The sequence below is a fragment of the Candidatus Binataceae bacterium genome (genome assembly GCA_035508495.1).
Taxonomy (GTDB): Bacteria; Desulfobacterota; Binatia; order Binatales; family Binataceae; genus JASHPB01.
Window position 1 is genome coordinate 27750 of record DATJMX010000050.1, and the last position, 19299, is coordinate 47048.

At 61.4% G+C, this 19299-nt stretch carries 16 protein-coding genes; 6 read left to right on the forward strand and 10 right to left on the reverse strand.

The genetic code is table 11. The annotated features are described in order from the left end of the window. Nucleotides 1-156: 156 nt before the first annotated feature. The 5 genes from VMA09_16180 (at nucleotide 157) to VMA09_16200 (ending at nucleotide 6867) form a co-directional block, all read left to right on the forward strand. A complete protein-coding gene (locus VMA09_16180) occupies nucleotides 157-1449 on the forward strand; it encodes an FHA domain-containing protein (protein HUA35148.1) in 1293 nt (430 codons plus the stop codon). Further along, nucleotides 1442-1795: a zinc ribbon domain-containing protein gene (locus tag VMA09_16185; protein ID HUA35149.1), complete on the forward strand. Its 354-nt coding sequence runs from the start codon at nucleotides 1442-1444 to the stop codon at nucleotides 1793-1795. The genes VMA09_16180 and VMA09_16185 overlap by 8 nt, the downstream gene beginning before the upstream one ends. A 52-nt stretch (nucleotides 1796-1847) precedes the next feature. After that, entirely contained in the window at nucleotides 1848-3410 is a 1563-nt protein-coding gene (locus VMA09_16190; GenBank protein HUA35150.1) for a protein kinase, read from the forward strand. A gap of 129 nt (nucleotides 3411-3539) precedes the next feature. Beyond that, complete coding sequence (locus VMA09_16195) at nucleotides 3540-6137, forward strand: hypothetical protein (GenBank protein HUA35151.1); 2598 nt, start codon at nucleotides 3540-3542, stop codon at nucleotides 6135-6137. 64 nt (nucleotides 6138-6201) lie between these two features. Beyond that, nucleotides 6202-6867 (forward strand): PHP-associated domain-containing protein, encoded by a 666-nt coding sequence (locus VMA09_16200; protein ID HUA35152.1) that lies wholly within the window; start codon nucleotides 6202-6204, stop codon nucleotides 6865-6867. Here the strand turns inward: VMA09_16200 and VMA09_16205 are convergent. The 4 genes from VMA09_16205 to VMA09_16220 form a co-directional block, all read right to left on the reverse strand. Next, complete coding sequence (locus VMA09_16205) at nucleotides 6834-8903, reverse strand: chloride channel protein (GenBank protein ID HUA35153.1); 2070 nt, start codon at nucleotides 8901-8903, stop codon at nucleotides 6834-6836. The genes VMA09_16200 and VMA09_16205 overlap by 34 nt on opposite strands. A 27-nt stretch (nucleotides 8904-8930) precedes the next feature. After that, entirely contained in the window at nucleotides 8931-9803 is an 873-nt protein-coding gene (locus VMA09_16210; protein ID HUA35154.1) for an alpha/beta hydrolase, read from the reverse strand. 52 nt (nucleotides 9804-9855) lie between these two features. Further along, complete coding sequence (locus VMA09_16215; GenBank protein HUA35155.1) at nucleotides 9856-11175, reverse strand: aspartate aminotransferase family protein; 1320 nt, start codon at nucleotides 11173-11175, stop codon at nucleotides 9856-9858. A gap of 188 nt (nucleotides 11176-11363) precedes the next feature. Beyond that, nucleotides 11364-11525 (reverse strand): hypothetical protein, encoded by a 162-nt coding sequence (locus VMA09_16220; protein HUA35156.1) that lies wholly within the window; start codon nucleotides 11523-11525, stop codon nucleotides 11364-11366. 267 nt (nucleotides 11526-11792) lie between these two features. Here VMA09_16220 and VMA09_16225 point away from each other — a divergent pair, with 267 nt between their 5' ends. Beyond that, complete coding sequence (locus tag VMA09_16225; GenBank protein ID HUA35157.1) at nucleotides 11793-13124, forward strand: DUF1329 domain-containing protein; 1332 nt, start codon at nucleotides 11793-11795, stop codon at nucleotides 13122-13124. A 39-nt stretch (nucleotides 13125-13163) separates the two neighbouring features. Here VMA09_16225 and VMA09_16230 read toward each other — a convergent pair whose 3' ends face one another. The 6 genes from VMA09_16230 to VMA09_16255 form a co-directional block, all read right to left on the reverse strand. Beyond that, nucleotides 13164-14372: a CaiB/BaiF CoA-transferase family protein gene (locus tag VMA09_16230; GenBank protein ID HUA35158.1), complete on the reverse strand. Its 1209-nt coding sequence runs from the start codon at nucleotides 14370-14372 to the stop codon at nucleotides 13164-13166. Nucleotides 14373-14478: 106 nt separating this feature from the next. Then, nucleotides 14479-14862, reverse strand: coding sequence for a hypothetical protein (locus VMA09_16235; protein HUA35159.1), 384 nt, complete (start codon nucleotides 14860-14862; stop codon nucleotides 14479-14481). A gap of 166 nt (nucleotides 14863-15028) precedes the next feature. Further along, complete coding sequence (locus VMA09_16240) at nucleotides 15029-15865, reverse strand: helical backbone metal receptor (protein ID HUA35160.1); 837 nt, start codon at nucleotides 15863-15865, stop codon at nucleotides 15029-15031. Between the two features lie 9 nt (nucleotides 15866-15874). Continuing rightward, nucleotides 15875-16060 (reverse strand): hypothetical protein, encoded by a 186-nt coding sequence (locus VMA09_16245; protein HUA35161.1) that lies wholly within the window; start codon nucleotides 16058-16060, stop codon nucleotides 15875-15877. A gap of 131 nt (nucleotides 16061-16191) precedes the next feature. After that, nucleotides 16192-17445 (reverse strand): NAD(P)/FAD-dependent oxidoreductase, encoded by a 1254-nt coding sequence (locus VMA09_16250; protein HUA35162.1) that lies wholly within the window; start codon nucleotides 17443-17445, stop codon nucleotides 16192-16194. A gap of 98 nt (nucleotides 17446-17543) precedes the next feature. Beyond that, nucleotides 17544-19181, reverse strand: coding sequence for a DegQ family serine endoprotease (locus tag VMA09_16255; protein HUA35163.1), 1638 nt, complete (start codon nucleotides 19179-19181; stop codon nucleotides 17544-17546). Nucleotides 19182-19299: the final 118 nt, after the last annotated feature.

The window sequence follows — 19299 nt, forward strand, 5'->3', positions numbered from 1 at the left end:
GATGCACCGATTTGGCTGGAATCGGCAACCTCGGCGCAGGACCGCGCCTGCACCGACCATCCAGAGGATGCGTTTTCCAGCCCGATTTGGGCGGGTATTATAGACAGCACAGCCCTTGCTTAGGTCTCAGGTCCCAAACGAAGCAAAGATATCCACATGAACGGCACGCTTAATCGCCGCGAACTGATGATGAAGGCACTGGCTGGCTTGGCCGGCGGTGCGATCGGATGGCTCCCCGTCGAGCTGGTGACGAATGGTCATTCGCTGACCGAGCAAATCTCGACCACGAATGTAATCCTCAGCTACCTCGCGATGGTCATCCTGTCGGGAATGATTGGCGGCTTCATCGTCGCCGCTGAGGGCCAACAAATCGAGCTATCGCCCGAGACGCAGCGCAAGTTCCTGCGCGGATTCGTGATCTGCTGCCTGGCAGGACTGGTCTCGAATTTCATCTCCAACATGATCTTCGGGGCGATCCTCAACGCTGGCGGATGGAGCTTCAATCACCAGGGTTCGATGTTCTTCCTCGTCGTCGCGCGAATCACGAGCTGGGTCGTGATGGGCGGCGTGCTCGGTCTGGGCGTCGGCATCGCTACGTTCAACATGGCCAACGTGCCCAAGGGCGCGCTCGGCGGTGTGATCGGCGGGTTCATCGGCGGCGCTTTGTTCGATTTAATCAACGGCGTGACGGGCGGTGGACTGCCGGCGCGATTCATCGGCCTCAGCCTTATCGGACTGCTGATTGGGCTTTTGATCGGACTCGTGCAGGAGCTCACCAAGGCCGCGTGGATCGTCGTCGACAAGGGCCGCCTGCGCGGCCGCCAGTTCCGCGTCGAGGGAGCGCGCGCAACAATTGGCCGCGCCGAGGAAAATCCGATCGGTCTATTCGGCGATACCGCCGTGCAGGCGCGTCACGCGATTATCGAGCGCCAGGGCAGTGACTACGTCTTGAAGAATCTCGCCGTCCAGGCGGGAACCTTCGTCAATGGCAGCCGTATCGAAACGGTGACGTTGCACGACGGCGATCGCGTCGCGATCGGCGGCTACGAGATGGTCTTTCACCTGCGCAACGCCGTGGGTCAGCCGCAAGCGGCGTTCACGACGCGCGCCCCCTCGCCTGCTCGCGTCGCGCCGCCTCCACCGCCTGTCACATCGGCAACACCTTCGGGAGCCGGGCCGTGTCTGACTGACACCGCGGGCACGCGATTTCAACTCAAGACCGGAGCGGCGACGACGATCGGCCGCGCCCTCGACAACGATATCGTCATCAACCATTCTTCGGTCTCGCGCCATCATGCGAGCGTCGAGACGCGCAACGGCGGCTTCGTGGTGCGCGACCTCGGCAGCCAGAACGGCACCTACGTGGCGTACAATCGCGTGACGGAGGCGCCGCTCGCTGACGGCGAATCATTCCGGCTGGGCGACGCGTGGTTCGTCTTCCGTGCGTGATCGCGACGCGATGAAGCCGCGCTTCTGCTCGCGATGCGGCAAGCCAGTGGTCGTCAGGGATGCTTCGTTTTGTAAGGAATGCGGCGCGCCGTTAAACGCCTCGGTCTGGATTCGGCAGAACCCCGGCTTCAACCCGGTGATGGCGGCGATCCTCAGCATTATTCCCGGCCTCGGGCATCTTTATCGCGGCCGCGTCGGGCGCGGGATCGGATGGTTCTTTGGAGTTTCATTCGCCTACGGCGCGTCGTTCCCGCTGGGCGTCGTGCTTCACATCATATGCGCCGCCAATGCCGCACTCGCCGGCACAATCTCCGACGATGCGTTCGCTACACCAAGAGTTCGCTAGCGATCGAACTCCGGCTAAGCTTGGATAGGAATATGCGGCAGCTCGTGCTGGCATGATCGATTCGAACACTATCGTTGGCGGACGCTACAAGGTTCTGCACCCGCTCGGCGGCGGCGGCATGAAGCTCGTCTATCTCGCCGAGGATCTGCGCCTCGCATCGCGGCCCTGCGCACTCGCCGAGATGGTCGACAGCTTCACCAGCCCCGACATGCAGAAGCAGGCCGTGGCCGCCTTCCAGCGCGAGGCCGACATGCTCGCGCAGCTCAGCAACGAGCATATCCCGCGCGTGTTCGATCGTTTCAGCGAGGAAAACCATCACTACCTCGTGATGGAATACATCGATGGCATCACGCTCGAGGACGAGCTCAAGGCCGACGGCGGCAAGATGCCCGAGGCCGAGCTCATCGACATCGCGCTGCAAATCCTCGACACGCTGAACTACCTGCACAACCTCGAGCCGCCCGTCATATATCGCGATCTCAAGCCGTCGAACGTGATGATCGGGCGCAACGCGCAGGCCAAGCTCATCGACTTTGGCATCGCGCGGCATTTCCAGCCGCTGAGCAACGCCACGATGATCGGCACGCAGGGCTACGCGCCGCCCGAGCAGTATCGCGGCCGCGTCGAGGCGCGCTCGGATCTCTACGCGCTCGGCGCGACGATGCATCACGCGCTGTCCGGCCGTGATCCCGCGCTCGAGCCGCCGTTCAGCTTTCCGCCGCTACGTTCGCTCTGTCCGCAGGCGACGCCGGGTCTGTGCGAGCTTATCGATGACGCATTGAAATACGACGTCGTCTTGCGCGTTCCCGATGCGGCCGAGTTCAAACGGCGCTTGCTCGAAATTCGCGACGGGCGCGCGTATCCGCCCGCTGCCGATACGGCTCAGCCGGGCACATCCGGCAGTCAACCACGCTCGCAACTCAAGCTTCCGCTCTCAAAGAAGCCGCCAGCAACCCCATCCGCGCCGACGATGCTCAGCGATGCCATCGATGCGGCGTGTCCGCGATGCGGGCGGAAAATTCCGATCGATTCCAACTTCTGCTCGTTCTGCGCCGCGAATGTGACCGGCACGCTCGGTCTGCCACGAAACCCAGCCGCGCAAGCCGAAGCGCGCACGATCGTGCTCGACGATGTGGCCGGTCCTGGTCCCGACTCGTGGTCGCAGCCACAGCCCTCCTACGATTTTGAAAGCGAAGAGCCGCCGATGCGGCGGCGGCGGCGCGCCGTGCGCCCGCGCCATCTGACCTTATTCGTGGTCATACTTTTTCTCGCCGGCTTCTTCTCGATCCGATACATGCAGCAACAAGGGGACGACACGTCACCCGACGGTGGCGGCAGCAGTTACGTCCCACCTTCCGCACCCTCAGCGCCGTCAGCACCCGATGAAGGCGACGCATTGGCCAGTAATCCACGGCTGCAGATGCTGCGCCGATCGCTCGACGCACAAGGTTACAACGGCGTGCACTTCAAGATGGACGGCAACACTCTCGTACTCTGGGGCACGGTGCAGAACGAAACCGATCGCATCATGGTGCAGTCCCAGGTCTACATGATCGCGGGCGTCTTCTCGATCGAAGATCACCTCCAGGTCCGCGACGGCTTCGGCGAGCCCTGAACCGCGCCGCGCCCGCTGCCCGCGACGAAGAGCGGACGATGGCGGCGAGTTCCCTAAATCACACCTTTTGTGTTTACTCTAACGCCGGTTTCTTGGAATTCTGCTTGGGCATGGTTTCGAAGGTTGCGGATGGTTAGAAAGACAGTCGTCGCGTTCGTTTTGGCCCTTCTCTTGATAGGACTGCCGGCTGCCGCGCGCGCGATTCAATGCGCTCCGCTGCCGCCGGCCTCCTCGCCCGGCTTCCTGCCTCAGCTGACGAATTTTCTAAACCACCTCTGCTACCAGCATGAGAACTGGAAGCACGATGCTGCGGTCCGCACGAGCGACGGCGTCCATCCTTACGTAAAGGTCTGGTACTCGCCCGAGGTCTTCACCTGGATGACGACGAGTCAGCGCAAGGGTCCCATTCCCAACGGCGCGATTATCGTCAAGGAAATGTATGCGAGCCCGACCGCGCCGCTCACCGAATGGACGGTGATGATCAAGGACGCGAATATCTCGTGGGACGGATGGTACTGGGGCGACCTGACCAACCCGAGTCCGTCGAATCCGAACGCGCCGCCGCAGCCGCCTCCGGGCGGGGGCTGTGCCGAGCCGCAGGTCCTTTTCAACGGCCCGGGACTCTACTGTCTCAACTGTCATGCTTCGGCCAGCGCGCAGGACACCTATTCGAGCACCGCTTACCTCGCTGCCACGCCTGCCGCTCGAACGCTCGCGCTTTCATTCGACGCAGCCAACGAGATGGCGCCGTTCAAGATCGAAGACACGAGTGCTCTGGAAGCGAAGCTCGCTCGCGAGTTTACCGAACTGCCGAGCTCAATCTTCGAAAATCTGATACCGCTTTCCGCGCTGAAACCGCCCTGCATGGTTTCCGAGGCGCTGGACCACGTGGTGACGCCGAGCCCGGCGCATGGCGGACCGCAGCAGTTCGTCACTTCCGATCAATGCAGCGGATGCCATGACGCGACCGGAACGCTGACCGGCGTCACGCCGCGGATGATCTTCGAGGCCGATGACGGATCGCTGAAAAATCTCTCGGCAATCGGAGAGTGGCGCTACTCGATGATGGGTCTCGCCGGGCGCGACCCGGTGTTCTTCGCGCAACTCGATACTGAATCTGCTCTGCACGGCCACCTGGAAGGAAAGCCCAACGGGACTGCGTTCGTCCAGGATCTATGCCTGCGCTGCCATGGCACGATGGGCCAGCGGCAGTTTCACATCGACAATCCTGGACCCAACCAGCTGTTTACACGTGACAGACTGGCGAGTCCGACGGACAAGTACGGTGCGCTCGCGCGCGACGGTGTCTCGTGCGCCGTTTGCCATCATATGTCGGCGGACCAGCTGAATGACCCGGCAACGTACACAGGCCTTTTCAATATCGGTCCGCCCGATGAGCTCTACGGGCCTTACAGCAGTCCCCCTGTACTGCCGATGCAGAATGCGATCGGAGTAGCGCCGATATTTGCGGTGCAATTTGGCAGGGACCGTTTCGGCAAGCAGTCCTCCTCGCTTTGCACCTCTTGTCACACGATTGAACTGCCGGTGTTCGACGATAAAGGGCGGCAGGTTCTCGATGAGGATGGTCACCCGAAGACCGAATTCGAACAGACCACTTTCTTCGAATGGACCAACAGCAGCTTCTTCTTACCGCCTACCGATCAGACAGCCTGCCAGCAATGCCACATGCCGACCGACTATCACGGCACCGCTCTGGAATTTAAGATCGCCAATATCGAGGACGATACCTTTCCTCCGGTCCCTCGTACTGGCCCCTCGACGCGCGCTCCCGACAGCGAACTGGAGCTGCCAATACGAAGCAACTACTCGCGTCATCAGCTGAACGGCATCAACCTGTTCGTGCTCGATATGTTCGATCAGTTTCGCCGGGACCTGGGATTGTTCAAGGTCAATCCAAATCTACCCGGCCCGATCAGGGACCAGATCTCTTCGCAGAAGACCGCGGTGCAGGAAGGAATCAGACAAGCGCAGACTGCCACCGCCACGATCGGCGTCGACTCCGTTTCGACCGACGCCAGCACGCTTAGCGCCAAGGTCACCGTAACCAATCTGGCGGGCCACAACTTTCCGAGCGGCGTCAGCTTCCGCCGTGCATTCGTCAACTTCCAGGTTTTGGATGCGGCCGGCAAAGTGCTGTGGGCATCGGGCAACACCAATCGCAACGGCGTTATCCTGGACAATTCCGGCGCTCCGCTTCAGACCGAATTCTTTAGTCCCGCCCAGCAGAGCTTCCAGCCTCACTTTTGGGAAAACTCGCCGATCACAAGCGACAAGCAGGTCCAGATCTACGAAGAGCTGGTCGTCGACCCTCAGGGACTGCTAACCACCAGCTTCCTCAGCCTCGACCACAAAGTTAAGGACAACCGCATCCAGGCGCGGGGACGCTCTGCACAAGGCCCGTTTGCGGAGTTCATACCATCAGTCGGCGTCGGCGATGACCCGTCGTATCAAAACGGATGCGGCTGCAGCATCGTGAGCTACCAGATTCCGCTGGCGCAGATTCCGGGCACACCGGCCGCGGTGCAGGCTGCGATCTACTATCAGAGTATTCCGCCCTACTATCTGCGGCAGAGATCGGAGCAGGGCTTCGGTGTCGACACGGCGCGGCTGATTCAATTCGCCGAGGAATTGAACCTGAGCAACTATCCCGAGATCGCGAGTTGGAAATTGCTCATCGCCAACACCGGCCCGGTGAACATCAAGTAGTTGATACCGCTCTTCCCTCGCGAGGGTTTGCATCACCACGCGGCTGTGTGAAACTGCCTCCGCAATGATCGTCGACTTGCACGTGCATACGAATCTGTCGGCCGACTCGAACGTCGCGCCTGAGCAGTATCTCGAATTCGCCGCCAGCACTCAGCGTGGGCTCGGAGCTATCTGCTTCACCGAGCATCGCCTGTTTCCGACTGATCCGGAGATCGACCGGCTGTATGGCCGACTGTCAGAGCGCTTTCAGATTGCGGTCTTTAAAGGCATCGAAGCTGACACCGACCTCGGCCACCTTTTGTTATTCGGCGTTAACCACGAAGTCATGCGCCGCTTCGACCTGTGCTCGCGGATGCTCAAGAGCGAGCATCTGATCGAGGTGCTGCATCACGAGGGCGGTATCGCGATTCCGGCGCATCCGTTCCGCGAATCCGGCTTCGGCATACGGTTGGACGCGCTCCTCGCTCGCCATGGCGCCGCGCTGGGCGCGATCGAAGCGATCAACGGACAGAACTCCAAGAGCGAAAACCAGCACGCTCTCGACGCGGCGCTCAAGCTGGGGCTAACCCAGGTCGGCGGCAGCGACGCTCACTTCGCAACCGGAAAATGGTTCCAAACCTGCGCTACGGAACTTGAGCGCGCCGTGAGCACGGTCGAAGGCCTGTGCACGGAGCTTCGCGCTGGCCGTGCGCGGCCTTATTTATTCGCGGATGGCGACCCGGTTGCCTGAGCCGAGCCGTTCGTGGTGCGGGCGGCTGGGTTTTCCAGCTCGCGAGTGAATTGCCTGATGTCCGATGGTCTGCCGGCAACTATCAGCAAATCTCCGTGCTTGAATGCGCGGTCGGGCGTAATTGGCACGAACCCGACGTCGGGATTCTCGCCATCCTGGAACGCGAGCACTGTCACGCCGAATCTTGCGCGCGGGTCGATCTCTCTTATGGTGCGGCCCGCGGCAGCCTCGGGAATATCGATGCGAGTTACGCGATAACCTGTGGCCCAGAAGATGTTCTGATCGCGCGTCGCCATCGACGCCAGCGACACGTTCACCCGGTTGAGCGCCTGCGCAATATGCTGCCGCGTTACCATTCCAAGAAAGCGGCCACCCGCCTTCTCAACGACGGGAACCTCATCGAGTCCTTCGTGCTCCATGAGCTGACCCGCGCTGTCGAGATTGCTATCGGGCTTCACGAACGGCGGGTTGTCCCGGCAAATATCGAATGCGTTGACCAGCGGGCCAAGCTCCTCGCCGCCCGCCACCAGCGAAAGCAAATCGCGCGTAATTATCAGCCCGGCGAGATCGCCGTCGGTACTGATCACGGGCAACGTCGATTGATGCGTGTCGCCAGCGACCTGGAGCACGTCGGCCAGTGAGGCGTTCTCGCGCACAAACGTCACATGTTTGGTCATCACTGCGCCGACGGGTATTTGCGTCAGTGCGACGCGCTCGCTCGACAGTTGGAGGGTCTTGCCCTCGCGCGCGAGGCTGTAGGTGTCCATCGATTCGCTCTGCACTGCGCGCGATACGACCAACGCCGTGATCGTCGCGACCATCGCGGGCACCGCGACCTCGTAGCTGTGGGTCATCTCGAAGAGCAGGAACAGAGCCGTCAGCGGCGCATGGGTGACGGCGGCGAGAAACGCCCCGAGCCCCAACAGTCCATACGATCCACGCGGTCCGGTGAGAGCCGGCATCACATGCATCGAGACCCGCTGAAACGCTCCCCCCGCCATCGTGCCAATGAAAAACGTGGGCCCGAAGACTCCTCCCGGCGCGCCGCATTCGAGCGACACGCTGCTGGCGAAGAACTTCGCCGCCGTCAGCGCCAGCAGCATGACGAGCCCGTACTCGCCCGCCATCACCGAGTTGATGACCGGGTAACCATCCGACAGGTTCTGCGGCAGTGGGATCGCGATCATGCCGACGATCGTGAGGCCAATCGCGAGCCGCCCCCAGTCGGGCACGTTCAGTCTGCGGAACCATCGCCCCGTCGCGTGAAAAAATTCGATGTAAGCCGAGCCCAGGAGGCCAAGCACCACGCCCATCAGCCCATACGTGATGAGTTCCCAGTAACTGCGCAGGACGAACTCAGGAACCACGAAGACCGCGCCACTGGCGCCGAGGATCGCGCGCGAGGTGACGACCGCGCTGGTCGTCGCGATGACGAGGAGTGTCAGGTTGGCCAGCTCGGCATGGCCGAGCAGAACGATCTCCTGCGCGAACATCAGCCCGCCAATCGGCGCGTTGAAGGTCGTTGCGATACCGGCGCCCGCTCCCGCCGCGACCAGCACCTTCGCGCGATCGACGGAGAGCCCGGTTACCTGCGCAACCAGCGAGCCGAGCGCGCCGCCGATTTGTGCAATTGGTCCTTCGCGGCCGACCGAGGCGCCGGCGCCCAGCGACAACGCCGCTCCTGCGGCCTTGACCACGATCCATCGCCGCTTGATGCGCGCCGTGCCGAGATTCACCATCTCGAGAAAATTCGGAAATCCGTAGCCGAACACATCGCCGGGCGACAGCGCATCCAGCAGCAGCATTCCGAGGCCGCCGCTAAGCAAAATGATCGGCACAAAGGCCAGATGCCATCCGCCGTGCGGAATACCGAGGAAGTTCCATTCCAGGCCGCGGTACAGCCAGGAGAAAAAATCGATCAGCTCGCGGAAGCCAAGATTGCCAAGCGCGCCGAGCACACCGACGATCACTGAAAGAAGGATCAGCCGAACGTACTCGAACTGATCAGAACGAAGTGAGAGTCCTGGCGCGCGCATACAATTCCACTCAGAACAAACTCGCGGCTAAATCTCAAGAAAGCGATGCACGATCTCGAGGAACTCTGCCAGTTGATCGTGATGCACCCAGTGGCCAGCTTTTTCGACGGTCGTGGTCCCGGCGTTCTTGAAGGTCGCGAAGCGGCCGTCCTTGACCCAATCACCAGCCCAAGATTCCGCGCCGCGAATCAAATACGTCGGACACGTGATGCGTCCCCAAATCTCGCGCGCATCCTTCGAATTGAACATGTAAGGCGACGTCGCATGGACGTAGTTGTCGAACTTCCACGAATACGTGCCGTTCTCGTTGCGGCGCACACCCCAGATCGTCAGATGGCGCGCCTGCTCGCGGCTCAGATGGGGGTTGGCCTCGCGCATCCGCGCCCGCGCCTCGTCGATCGACGGGTATTCGCGCACCTTGCGCCGCGCGAGGGTTTGCATCTGCGTGATCCAGTTCGACATCCGCTCGTAGGCGGGAGTGTCCTGGATCATCCCCGGCGGCGGACCGAGACCCTCGATCGAGACCACGCGCTTGACCATGCTGGGAAAGGTTCCCGAGTACTGCAGCACGATACTGCCGCCCAGCGAATGCCCGATAAGCGTGGCGGGCTCGGCCGCAACGGCCGACATCAGCTGCGCCAGATCGAGCACATAATCAATCATCGAGTAGGATCCGCCGACAGCCCAGTCGGAGTCGCCGTGTCCGCGCAGGTCGGGCGCGATGATGTGAAAATGCTCGCGCAGGTCGAGCGCGCTCCAGTCCCAGTTGCGGCAGTGGTCGCGTCCGCCGTGAACCAGCACCATCAGCGGCTTGTCCGGGTTTCCCCAATCGACGTAGTGCAGCTTGAGCCGCTGCGAATAGAAATAATGCGAAGTCGGCCCGATGATACTATCGGCCATCCAGTTTCCTCTCGAGTCGTTAGATTCCGCGGCCTGCGCGTACGTTTCGAGGCTACAGGTTGGGGCGAATCTCTTCCAGCGCGTCGCGCGCGGTGCGCACGATGAACTCGATTTCGGGATCGCCGATGATGAACGGCGGCGCGAGCATCATCGCGTCACCACCCGCCTTCCCCGCCATCCCGCTCGATGGATAAAAGAACAGCCCGCGCCGCACCGCCGCGCCGAGCACGCGATTGGTCACTTTCTTCTCGGGCGCATACGGCGTGCGCGAGGCCTTGTCCTCGACCAGCTCGACGCCCCAGAACATCCCGGAGCCGCGGATGTCACCAACCATTGGATGCCCCGACAGCTCTTCCTTGATATGCGCACCCAGGCGGGCACCGACTTCGGCGGCGCGCTCGACGAGGCGCTCGCGTTCCATGATGGCGAGGACCTCGTTGGCGACGGCGCAGGCGATCGGATGCGAACTGTAGGTGTAGAACATGAAATCGGCCTTGGCGCGCTCGACCACTTCGACCAACTCGTTTTTGACGGCCAGCACGCCCATCGGCATGTAACCACCAGTCAACCCTTTGCCGCCAACGAGCAGGTCAGGCACGACGTTCCAGTGATCGACGGCGAAGCGGCGCCCGGTGCGTCCGAAGCCGGTCATCACCTCGTCGGCGATCAGCAGCACGTCGTAGCGATCGCAAATCTCCCGCAGCTTCGGCCAGTACTCCTTGACCGGCGGAGTGCACGCGCCGCTCGAGCCCATCATCGGCTCGGCGATAAACGCCGCGATCGTGTCGGCGCCGTTGTGCTTGATTTCTTCCTCGAGCGCCGTCGCGCAATCGGTATCGCATTCGGGATAGGTCTTGCCCCATGGACATCTGTAGCAATACGAAGGCCCGATCTTCGGCCAATCGAACAGGATGTGCTCGTAGTCGGCACGCCGGCTGCTGCCGCCGACGGAGAGCGCGGCGATCGTGTTGCCGTGATACGAAAAGCGGCGCCCGATAATCTTGCGCTTGGAATCTTTGCCGCGGATCTTGTGATACAGAATCGAAAACTTCAGCGCCGCTTCGATTGCTTCCGAGCCGCCGCTCGTAAAGAAGAAGCGCTCCATTCCCTGCGGCGTCCAGCCCACGAGCCGCTCGACGAGCTGTTCGCGCTCGGGCGAGCTCCATACCGGCAATACGTAATCGAGCGTCGAGACCATCCGCGCCGTCAACTCCGCGATTTCCTTGCGGCCCTGGCCGATATTCACGACGATCGCGCCGGCGCCACCGTCGAGGATCTTCTTGCCATCGGTGGTAAAGAGCCAGGGTCCCTCGGCACGCTCGATGCGCAGAGGTTCATTCGGCCCGCGAACGAACAAGGCGTTGTGTGGCATGGATGCATTTTGAATCGATTCGCGGATTTGAGCAATGCATCAGAGCTTACGCGTTGACGGCGCAACTCGATTTTACTTCTCCTTGACTTCGAGAAACGCGAGGCGTGAAATTGAAGCATGCCGTTGAGGTTCGCACGCGGCATATCCAGCATCGTTCGGATGCTCTTTTTCCGCCTACTGAACTCTGTTCAGCGGATCCTGCTCATCTCGTTCTGCGCGTTGACGATTGCTCCAGCGCCGCGCGCCCTGCCCTTGTCGATATTGTCGCTCGCGGCGGTGGTTACGCCGCCGTCGCGCGGCATCGCCCACTGTACCAGCGAAGAGGTTGCGCCCGATGCCGCGGGCGCCACGCGCGCTCCACTTGCCGATTCGCTCCTCGCGCCGCCGGCGCGGATCCAACCGCGGATTTCGACCCGCCCACGCGACGTTGAGATCGGTGACCGGCCCACCAGAAGCTTTTTCCATAGACGAACTTCTCCGCCATCTTCCGACGAATTCGCCTGATTGAATTCTGATGTTTTGTGGCGCGCCGCGCGCTGATTGCCACTCGCGCCAGTTTCAATTCGGAATTCATCACTCGAATGCGCCACCAGTAAAGTGGCGCGGAGAAGTATTTCATGAATAGAGAAAATAAATGGTGTCGATTGAGTATCGCACCGATTGCAGTTGCGTTGCTGGCGTTCTGCTGGAGCGCATCTGCGAATGCCACGGTGAAGCCCGGCGATATGATCAACTCGCAGAATGCCTACAAGATAAAAGACATGGTCGCGCCTGGCGTTTACTACAAAGTCGAAAACGGCATGACTATGCATATTGTGCCGTCGTCGCGTATCGACTGGCCGCCGCCATATCGCGACGCGACTGAGAAATACTCGGACCAGGTGCGAATGTCGGCCGACGGCCGCTCGCTGGTCAATTACGTCGCCGGCCAGCCGTTCCCGTTTCTCGATGCGAACGACCCGAACGTCGCGAACAAGATCATCTGGAACAATGTATTTCGGCCCATCACGACCGATGACTACGACCTGCGTTATTTCGCGTGCGAGAATCTGCGCGGCGGCTTGCATCATTCGTACAACGTGCTCGATGAAATCGACGTCGGGCATTATGCCGGATACAACGAAGTTGGCCGCACCGAAGTCGACCCGATTCCAATCGATCCGGACTACAAGACTACCAATCGGTACTGGCTATTCGCGCTTTATCCGATTATGTCGCCAGAGAATATGCGCGGCGCGGGATTCATCCGTTATCGCTATGCGAATCCAACCAAGCCCGATGATATCTGGTCATGGAACACCGGCGCGCGCCGCGTGCGACGGCTGAACGAGGGCATGATGACCGACGCGGTAACGGGCGGCGGGCTGTCCAGCGAAGGCGGCGGAAATATAGTGGTGTTCGATCCCGATCACTATTCGGGCTTCAACGCTAAGGTCGAAGAATATAACTATCGTTTTCTCGGCCAGAAAACGATGCTCGGTTCAGTGCACGCAGCTCATTCGCCCGAGGTAACTTGTGGCACCGACGGCGGCGCGAGCGCCTGCCCGGAGAACTGGGAAGAACGCAATATGTACATCGTCGAAGCGACGCCCCGCTACAGCAAAAATAACAGCCAGGCGCTGCAGTCAAAGACCATTCTGTATATCGACAGCGAAGTATGGTTCCCGCTCTACGAAGACGCGTACGATCGGCAGGGACAGCTATGGCAAAACCATATTTACTGGCTGACGTATCGCGATCGCCCCGTGCCTGATGCGCGGGTCGCGATATATCCATTCAAACGCTCCTTTGTCGTGGCCGCGGCTGCGACCGATACCCAGAGCGGCATGACCGCGATGTGCTATCTGCCGAGCCGCAACACGCCGGAGAAGGAATGCTGGTATATCAACATGGGCGCGGTGGATCGCGACTTCTTCACCACCGACGCAATGGTGAAGGCTGCGCCGTAACGAGCCGGCGCTGGCGGGCGAAGGCGCGCCAGCGCCACTTCATTTGATCGAGCCGTCGTCGCGCCACTTCGCGATATCCTCCGGCGCGTAGCCGAGACCGGTGAGAATTTCCTCGGTATGCTGCCCGAGCTGGGGCGCGAGCGTTCTTATCGATCCGGGAGTTTCTGAGAGTTTCACCGGGATACCCACCTGCTTGACCCTGGCGCCGCCGGGAGCTTCGACTTCGACGATCATGTTGCGCGCCTTGATTTGGGGATCGTCGGGGACCTCGTCGAAGGTGAGCATCCTGCCGACGCAGATGTCGGTCGTGCTGAGCAATTCGAACCATTCGTCGCGCGTCTTCGTTTTGAACGCGCCGGTAAGGAACTGCGAAATCTCGGCACGTTTCGACGAGTCATACTCGTGCGGGATGAGATCCTCGCGGCCCATCGCGCGGCAAAGGTTGGCGAAGAACCACGGTTCGATCGCCGCGATGGTGATGAACTTGCCGTCCTTGGTCGCATAGACGTTGTAGTTCGGGATTCCGCCGTCGGTCGTCGATTCGCCGCGGGTTGGAATTTTGCCGCCGGCGAAGAAGGTCGAAAAGGCCTGCGCGAGCAGCGCCAGGCTGCCGTCCATCATCGAGATATCAACGTATTGTCCGCGGCCGGTCTGCTGGCGCGCCAGGAGTGCCGCGAGCACGCCGATCGCGCCGTGAAAGCCGCCGCCGGCATAGTCCGCGATGAGATTGTGGGGAATCGTCGGCGGCTGGTCCTTGCGGCCGAGTATCGAGAGCACGCCCGCGGTCGCGATGTAGTTGAGATCGTGACCGACCAAGTTCTTATAGGGACCGGTCTGACCGTAGCCGGTAATGGCACAGTAGATGAGCTTGGGATTTCGTGCCGAGAGCTTTTCCCATCCGATACCGAGGCGATCGGCGACGCCGGGGCGGTATTCTTCGACAATCACGTCGGCGCGCATGGCCAGCCGCAGATATATTTCCTTGCCCGGTTGAGTCTTAAAGTTAAGTCCAATCGACTTCTTGTTACGATTGAGCGCATTGAACGGCGAGCTGCTGAAGCCCGCGCCCGGTCCCTGCAGGCCAGCCGTGCCGGCCTGCTGCGCGCGGCGACCGGTCGGCGGCCCCGGCTCTTCGATCTTGATCACTTCGGCGCCGAGGTCGGCAAGGATCATCGTGCAGAACGGTCCCGGCGCGAGCTTGGTCAGATCGAGCACTTTGATACCTGAAAGCGGCGCTGGTGAAGGCATCGGAATTCTCCTTGAGCGTTATCGAGCAGTGAAGATGCGCAGTCGCGTTTCATAGTTCGCGATCGCAGACCTTTAAATCGTTTTGCGGTGACGGTGCAACCGCGACCTAGTCGGGAGGCGGCATACCGGGCATTACGATACCGGGTATGCCATTGGTTGCCGGTTGATCGGCGCTTTGATCGTCGCTCGGTTGTTGCGGCGGTTGCCATACCGGCGGCGCGCCCGGATCGGCCTGCGCGTCGTTGTTGTCGTTGTTGTCACTGTTGTCGTTGTTGTTGTCGTCGTTATTGCTGTCGGGCACCGCAGCCTGGGAATTGTCCTCGGGTGGCGGCTGAACGATCCCGGGCGGCGGGTAGTTCGCGTCAACCTGCGGATTCGAGGGCGAAGCAGGAACCGCGTCCTGCGGCGGCGCGGCCGCAACACCCGGATAGATCGGCGCAGGCGCAGGGGCGTCGCTCATCCCGGCAGCAGGCGCAGTGCTATGGTTCATCGCGACCGCCACAGGATGTGCGGAGGCTGAGAAATCGGACGCGTGAAAACTCTTGAACGACGCGAATACCATCGCGATCAGAATCATCAACGCGGCAATGAAAGATAATCTGCCTAACATTACTAATTGCGATTCTAACGCGCCGAGGCTGCGTAAGACTAATCGATCAGATTACGGCGGCGCGAACCTTCGCGAGCCGGTCAGCGAGCGACTTGAGACCTTTCACCATGTGCATGCCGTACCAATGCAGATCGCGCCCGCTGACGATCAGCACGCGGCGGCTGAGCGCAGGCGGCAGCATCGGCTTCAGTTCGGCAACATCGTCGTCGCCGAATTCGTAAGGCTCGTCGGGCAGAATCACGATGTCGGGACGGCGCGCCAGGACCTCGTCGAGGGTAGTCACAGGATAGCGCTCGCCGGCGGATGCAAACACGTTGTTGAAGCCGAGCATCCGCAAGACATCGTGCGCGTAGGTGTCGGCGTTGAAAGTCATCCAGGGTTTTTTCCAGATCGGACAAAAAACGCGCAGCCGCATCTTGTTCCAGATGCCGAGGCCCGCCTCGATACCGCCGACCGCCAGCGTGATTTGCCGCGCCAGCGCTCCCGCGGCGGCCTCGCGCTTGAGCACGCGTCCGAGCTTGAGGATCGAATCGACCGCGCCGGGGATCGTACGCGGATAGGTCGTGAACACGGCGATTCCATGCGAGCGGATTCGATCGACGTCTTCGCGCCGGTTCTCCTCCGCGTTGGCGATTACCAGGTCAGGCTCGAGTGCTGCGATCGCACGAATATCGGGATTCTTGGTGCCGCCGACTTTTTGTATCGACGCGACCTTGCCCTCAGGCGAGACGCAGAACTTCGTGATACCAACGATTTCCTGCTCGAATCCGAAACTGAAAAGCGTCTCCGTCCAGCTCGGCACCAGCGAGACGATCCGCACCGGCGCCGCGGGCAAATCGACGCGAAACCCTAAATCGTCGCTAACCTGAATCTGCCCACTCATCGCGCTACTTCATTTCTTCCTGGCGACAGCCTCCAGGGCCTGGCGATCACTTTCGGTCAAGTTCTCGTTGCTCGTCGATTCTGATGCGGGCGAGGCAATCGGATGATCGGGTGGGCGGTACGCCAGGTAGTGAACTGCTTGTGGCAGCATCATGCGGCGGAATAGGAAGCCGGCTATGAGCGCGGTCAGCGCCATCACCAGCAGAATCGTGGGGCGGCGGCGTTTGGGGCGGGAGCGGCGCGGCGCGGGAGCCGCTTTTGCGGTTCTGCGCGGCCTTACACTAGTCGACTGCACCCGCTTCGCCATACCACCCAACCTCGATGATGCTACCGTACAGGTGCGCGAAACAAAACTGCGCGCATCCATTTGGCGACTAGCGCCGACGGCGGCAGCTCATCGAAATGCGCGGCGCCGTTGTACCAATCGACGCCGATTTCCCGGGCGCGGCGGCTCATCCTGGCGATGCGAAAAAACGCGCGATGCCGCCGGCCGTAGAAGTTTCGCGCCGCGAACGAGAGAATCTTAAGCTTGCGCCCGACCGTGCCGCGATGAAGCGCGCGATCGTATTGGTTGAGCGCCATGTTATCGCCTGCGCTGAATTTCGCGACCGCTTCGGCAGCGAGCTTGCCGTGCTCGAACGCACAGGAAATGCCCTCGCCCATCAACGGATCGACTCCGGCCGCATCGCCAGCAAGGATCACCCTGCCCTGCGCGTATCGATCCGATTCATCGAACCATCGAATTGGGAACGCGTGCCAGTTCATGCTGCGATGGCCCAGATCATCAAGCGGGAGTTCGGGAAACGCGCGCCGCAGTTCGGAAAGCATCAGCGACTGCTCACCCGCGATACCGTGGTCTTCGCGCGGCAGTTGGTCGTAGATACCGACGTTCAGATGAGGCTGGCCGTCGATCAGACAGGGAAACGACCATGAGTAACCCTTGATACCGCCGCCGACGCATCGAAAGTCGAAGACGTAGCGATGCTCGATGAATTCGCGCGCGGCCTCCGGGTTAACCGCGATATCTCTCATGAGCGCGCGGCCCAGATTTTCCTTGCCGTCGCCGAAGATCGAGCGCCGAATCCGGCTCCCGGAGCCATCGGCGCCGATCACAACGCTGGCCGCGATCGCGCCGCGATCGGTCGCAACACGAACGCCGGATGGGTCCTGTGCCGCGCCGGCAATACGGCAGCGCTCGACGATCTGGAGACCGGCGGCGCGCGCCTTGTGCGCGAGCATCGCGTCGAACTGATCGCGCCGGATCACTGTACACAATGTGTCACCGCGAGTGAGATCGACGTCGCCGACCTCGGTCCGTGCAGCGCCGCGCATCACATCGACCGCGGGAACATCGAGCGTGATTCCGAGCTCATCGAGCGCCAGCATCGTCTTGGGAATCAAACCGCCGGCGCAGGTCTTGAAGCGCGGATGCGCCGCTTTGTCGATCGCGACGACACGGCCGGCCATCTCCGGATGCGCCTTCAACAGATAGAGCGCGGTCGCGAGTCCGGCGGGACCGGCACCGGCGATCAGCACATCGCATTTGCGCGGAAACTCCATTGACGCTTCAACCGGTAGCATCGCGCACGATGCGGCGAAAGAAGGCATCAAAATGCAAGCGGCACGACGATTTCTCGCCGTGCCGCTCGAGCTGCTTCAATTGACTAGCCGTTTCGTGATTAGCCCTGGCCTTGCTCCGATGGCGGCTTGATCACGGTGTAGAGGGTGGCCGCGCCGCGCTGAACCAGCAGCAGCGCCGGCTTCTTCGAGTCCTTGGCCGCTTTGGCCTTGGCGACGAAATCGTTCACGGTCGCGACCTTGTTGTGATCGATTTCGAGCACAACGTCACCGGGCTGAAGGTCGGCATCCGCCGCCGGGCTGTCAGGATTCACCTTGCGCACGACGACGCCCTTGGTGATGTCAATATGGAGCTGCTGCGCGAGGTCGGGCGTCAGATCGCCGACCTGCATACCCCAGCTGCCGCCCTGATCTTCCGCTTTGGCGGTCTGCACCGTGGGTTCGGTGCGCTCACCGGTCGTGACCTGTACGGTCATGTGCTTGCCGTTGCGGATGATCTCGACGGGCACCGACTTGTTGATCGGAGTTTCCGCGACAAGAGCGGGCAGCTCGTGCTCGTCGTGAACGTCGTGACCGTTGAACTTGATCACGATATCGCCGCGCTCGATTCCGCCCTTCGCCGCAGGTCCGTCCTTGTCAACCTTCGCCACCAAGGCGCCGGTCGCCTGCGCGAGGCCGAACGACTGCGCGAGGTCGTTGGTGACTTCCTGGATCTCGACGCCGAGCCATCCGCGGATCACGCGGCCGTGGGCCTTGAGCTGATCCATCACGTTCTTGGCGAGGTCGATGGGAATCGCGAAACCGATACCGACGTTGGAGCCGGTGCGGCTGTAGATCGCGGTATTGATACCGATAACCTGGCCTTCGGCGTTGAAGAGCGGACCGCCCGAGTTGCCGGGATTGATCGACGCGTCGGTCTGGATGAAGTCGTCGTAGTCGCCACCGAGGATCCTGCCCTTGGCCGATACGATACCGGCGGTTACGGTGGTGCCGACGCCGAACGGATTGCCGATTGCTATCACCCAGTCACCGATCTGGGTGTCGCCTGATACGCCGAGGGGAGCAACCGGAAGCGGAACCTTGTCCTTGGTGTCGATCTTGATTAGCGCGAGGTCGGTCTTGGGATCTTTGCCGATGACCTTGGCAGTGAATTCGCGCTTGTCGAAGAGCTGCACGTCGATTTCGTCGGCGTTACCAACAACGTGGTTGTTGGTCAGGATATATCCGTCTGGCGATACGATTACGCCCGAGCCGAGACCATGCTGCTTGTACTCGCGCGGCATGCCCTGGCCGAAGAAGCGCCGGAACTGCTCAAAAGGATCGCCTTGCATTGGGCCGCCACCGCCCTGACCACCCTGATCTCCCGGGCCACCGCCCTGATCGCCTTCGCCGGGTCCTGCGTTAGGATCGCCGCCCTCATCTCCAGGGCCTTGAAAGCCACCGAACGGACCGCCGGAAATCTTGACGTCCTGAACGATCTTGACGCTCACGACCGCCGGCATGACGCGCTTGACGAGCGGCGCGAACGAGGAAATGACGCCGACGCGCTCGTTGGGCTCGGGGGTGTTGGGCTTGGCCGGCTCCGACGCCATCGGCATCGAGTTGCCCGCCGAAGGCGACGGCGCCGCACTTGAGTCGTCGCCTGAACCCCAGAACGGGAAGGCGCCGGCTTGATGGGCGAAAACTACAACCAGACCGATCAGGACGCCGCCCGCGATAGCGGCGAACTTCTTAACCATGAACTCCTCCTGGAAAGGCTTGCATGTAAAGGGTCGGCTTCACGCCTCGACCCTCATCTATCGGACGATAAATCCGCCACTAAATTCAGCATCCACCTGTATTTCCCTGGCCCGAGAC

Coding starts and splice junctions, on each gene's coding strand:
- VMA09_16180 (HUA35148.1), top strand. CDS start 157: ATGAACGGCACGCTTAATCGCCGCGAACTGATGATGAAGGCACTGGCT.
- VMA09_16190 (HUA35150.1), top strand. CDS start 1,848: ATGATCGATTCGAACACTATCGTTGGCGGACGCTACAAGGTTCTGCAC.
- VMA09_16195 (HUA35151.1), top strand. CDS start 3,540: ATGGTTAGAAAGACAGTCGTCGCGTTCGTTTTGGCCCTTCTCTTGATA.
- VMA09_16200 (HUA35152.1), top strand. CDS start 6,202: ATGATCGTCGACTTGCACGTGCATACGAATCTGTCGGCCGACTCGAAC.
- VMA09_16205 (HUA35153.1), bottom strand. CDS start 8,903: ATGCGCGCGCCAGGACTCTCACTTCGTTCTGATCAGTTCGAGTACGTT.
- VMA09_16210 (HUA35154.1), bottom strand. CDS start 9,803: ATGGCCGATAGTATCATCGGGCCGACTTCGCATTATTTCTATTCGCAG.
- VMA09_16215 (HUA35155.1), bottom strand. CDS start 11,175: ATGCCACACAACGCCTTGTTCGTTCGCGGGCCGAATGAACCTCTGCGC.
- VMA09_16225 (HUA35157.1), top strand. CDS start 11,793: ATGAATAGAGAAAATAAATGGTGTCGATTGAGTATCGCACCGATTGCA.
- VMA09_16230 (HUA35158.1), bottom strand. CDS start 14,372: ATGCCTTCACCAGCGCCGCTTTCAGGTATCAAAGTGCTCGATCTGACC.
- VMA09_16235 (HUA35159.1), bottom strand. CDS start 14,862: ATGAACCATAGCACTGCGCCTGCTGCCGGGATGAGCGACGCCCCTGCG.
- VMA09_16240 (HUA35160.1), bottom strand. CDS start 15,865: ATGAGTGGGCAGATTCAGGTTAGCGACGATTTAGGGTTTCGCGTCGAT.
- VMA09_16245 (HUA35161.1), bottom strand. CDS start 16,060: ATGGCGCTGACCGCGCTCATAGCCGGCTTCCTATTCCGCCGCATGATG.
- VMA09_16250 (HUA35162.1), bottom strand. CDS start 17,445: ATGCTACCGGTTGAAGCGTCAATGGAGTTTCCGCGCAAATGCGATGTG.
- VMA09_16255 (HUA35163.1), bottom strand. CDS start 19,181: ATGGTTAAGAAGTTCGCCGCTATCGCGGGCGGCGTCCTGATCGGTCTG.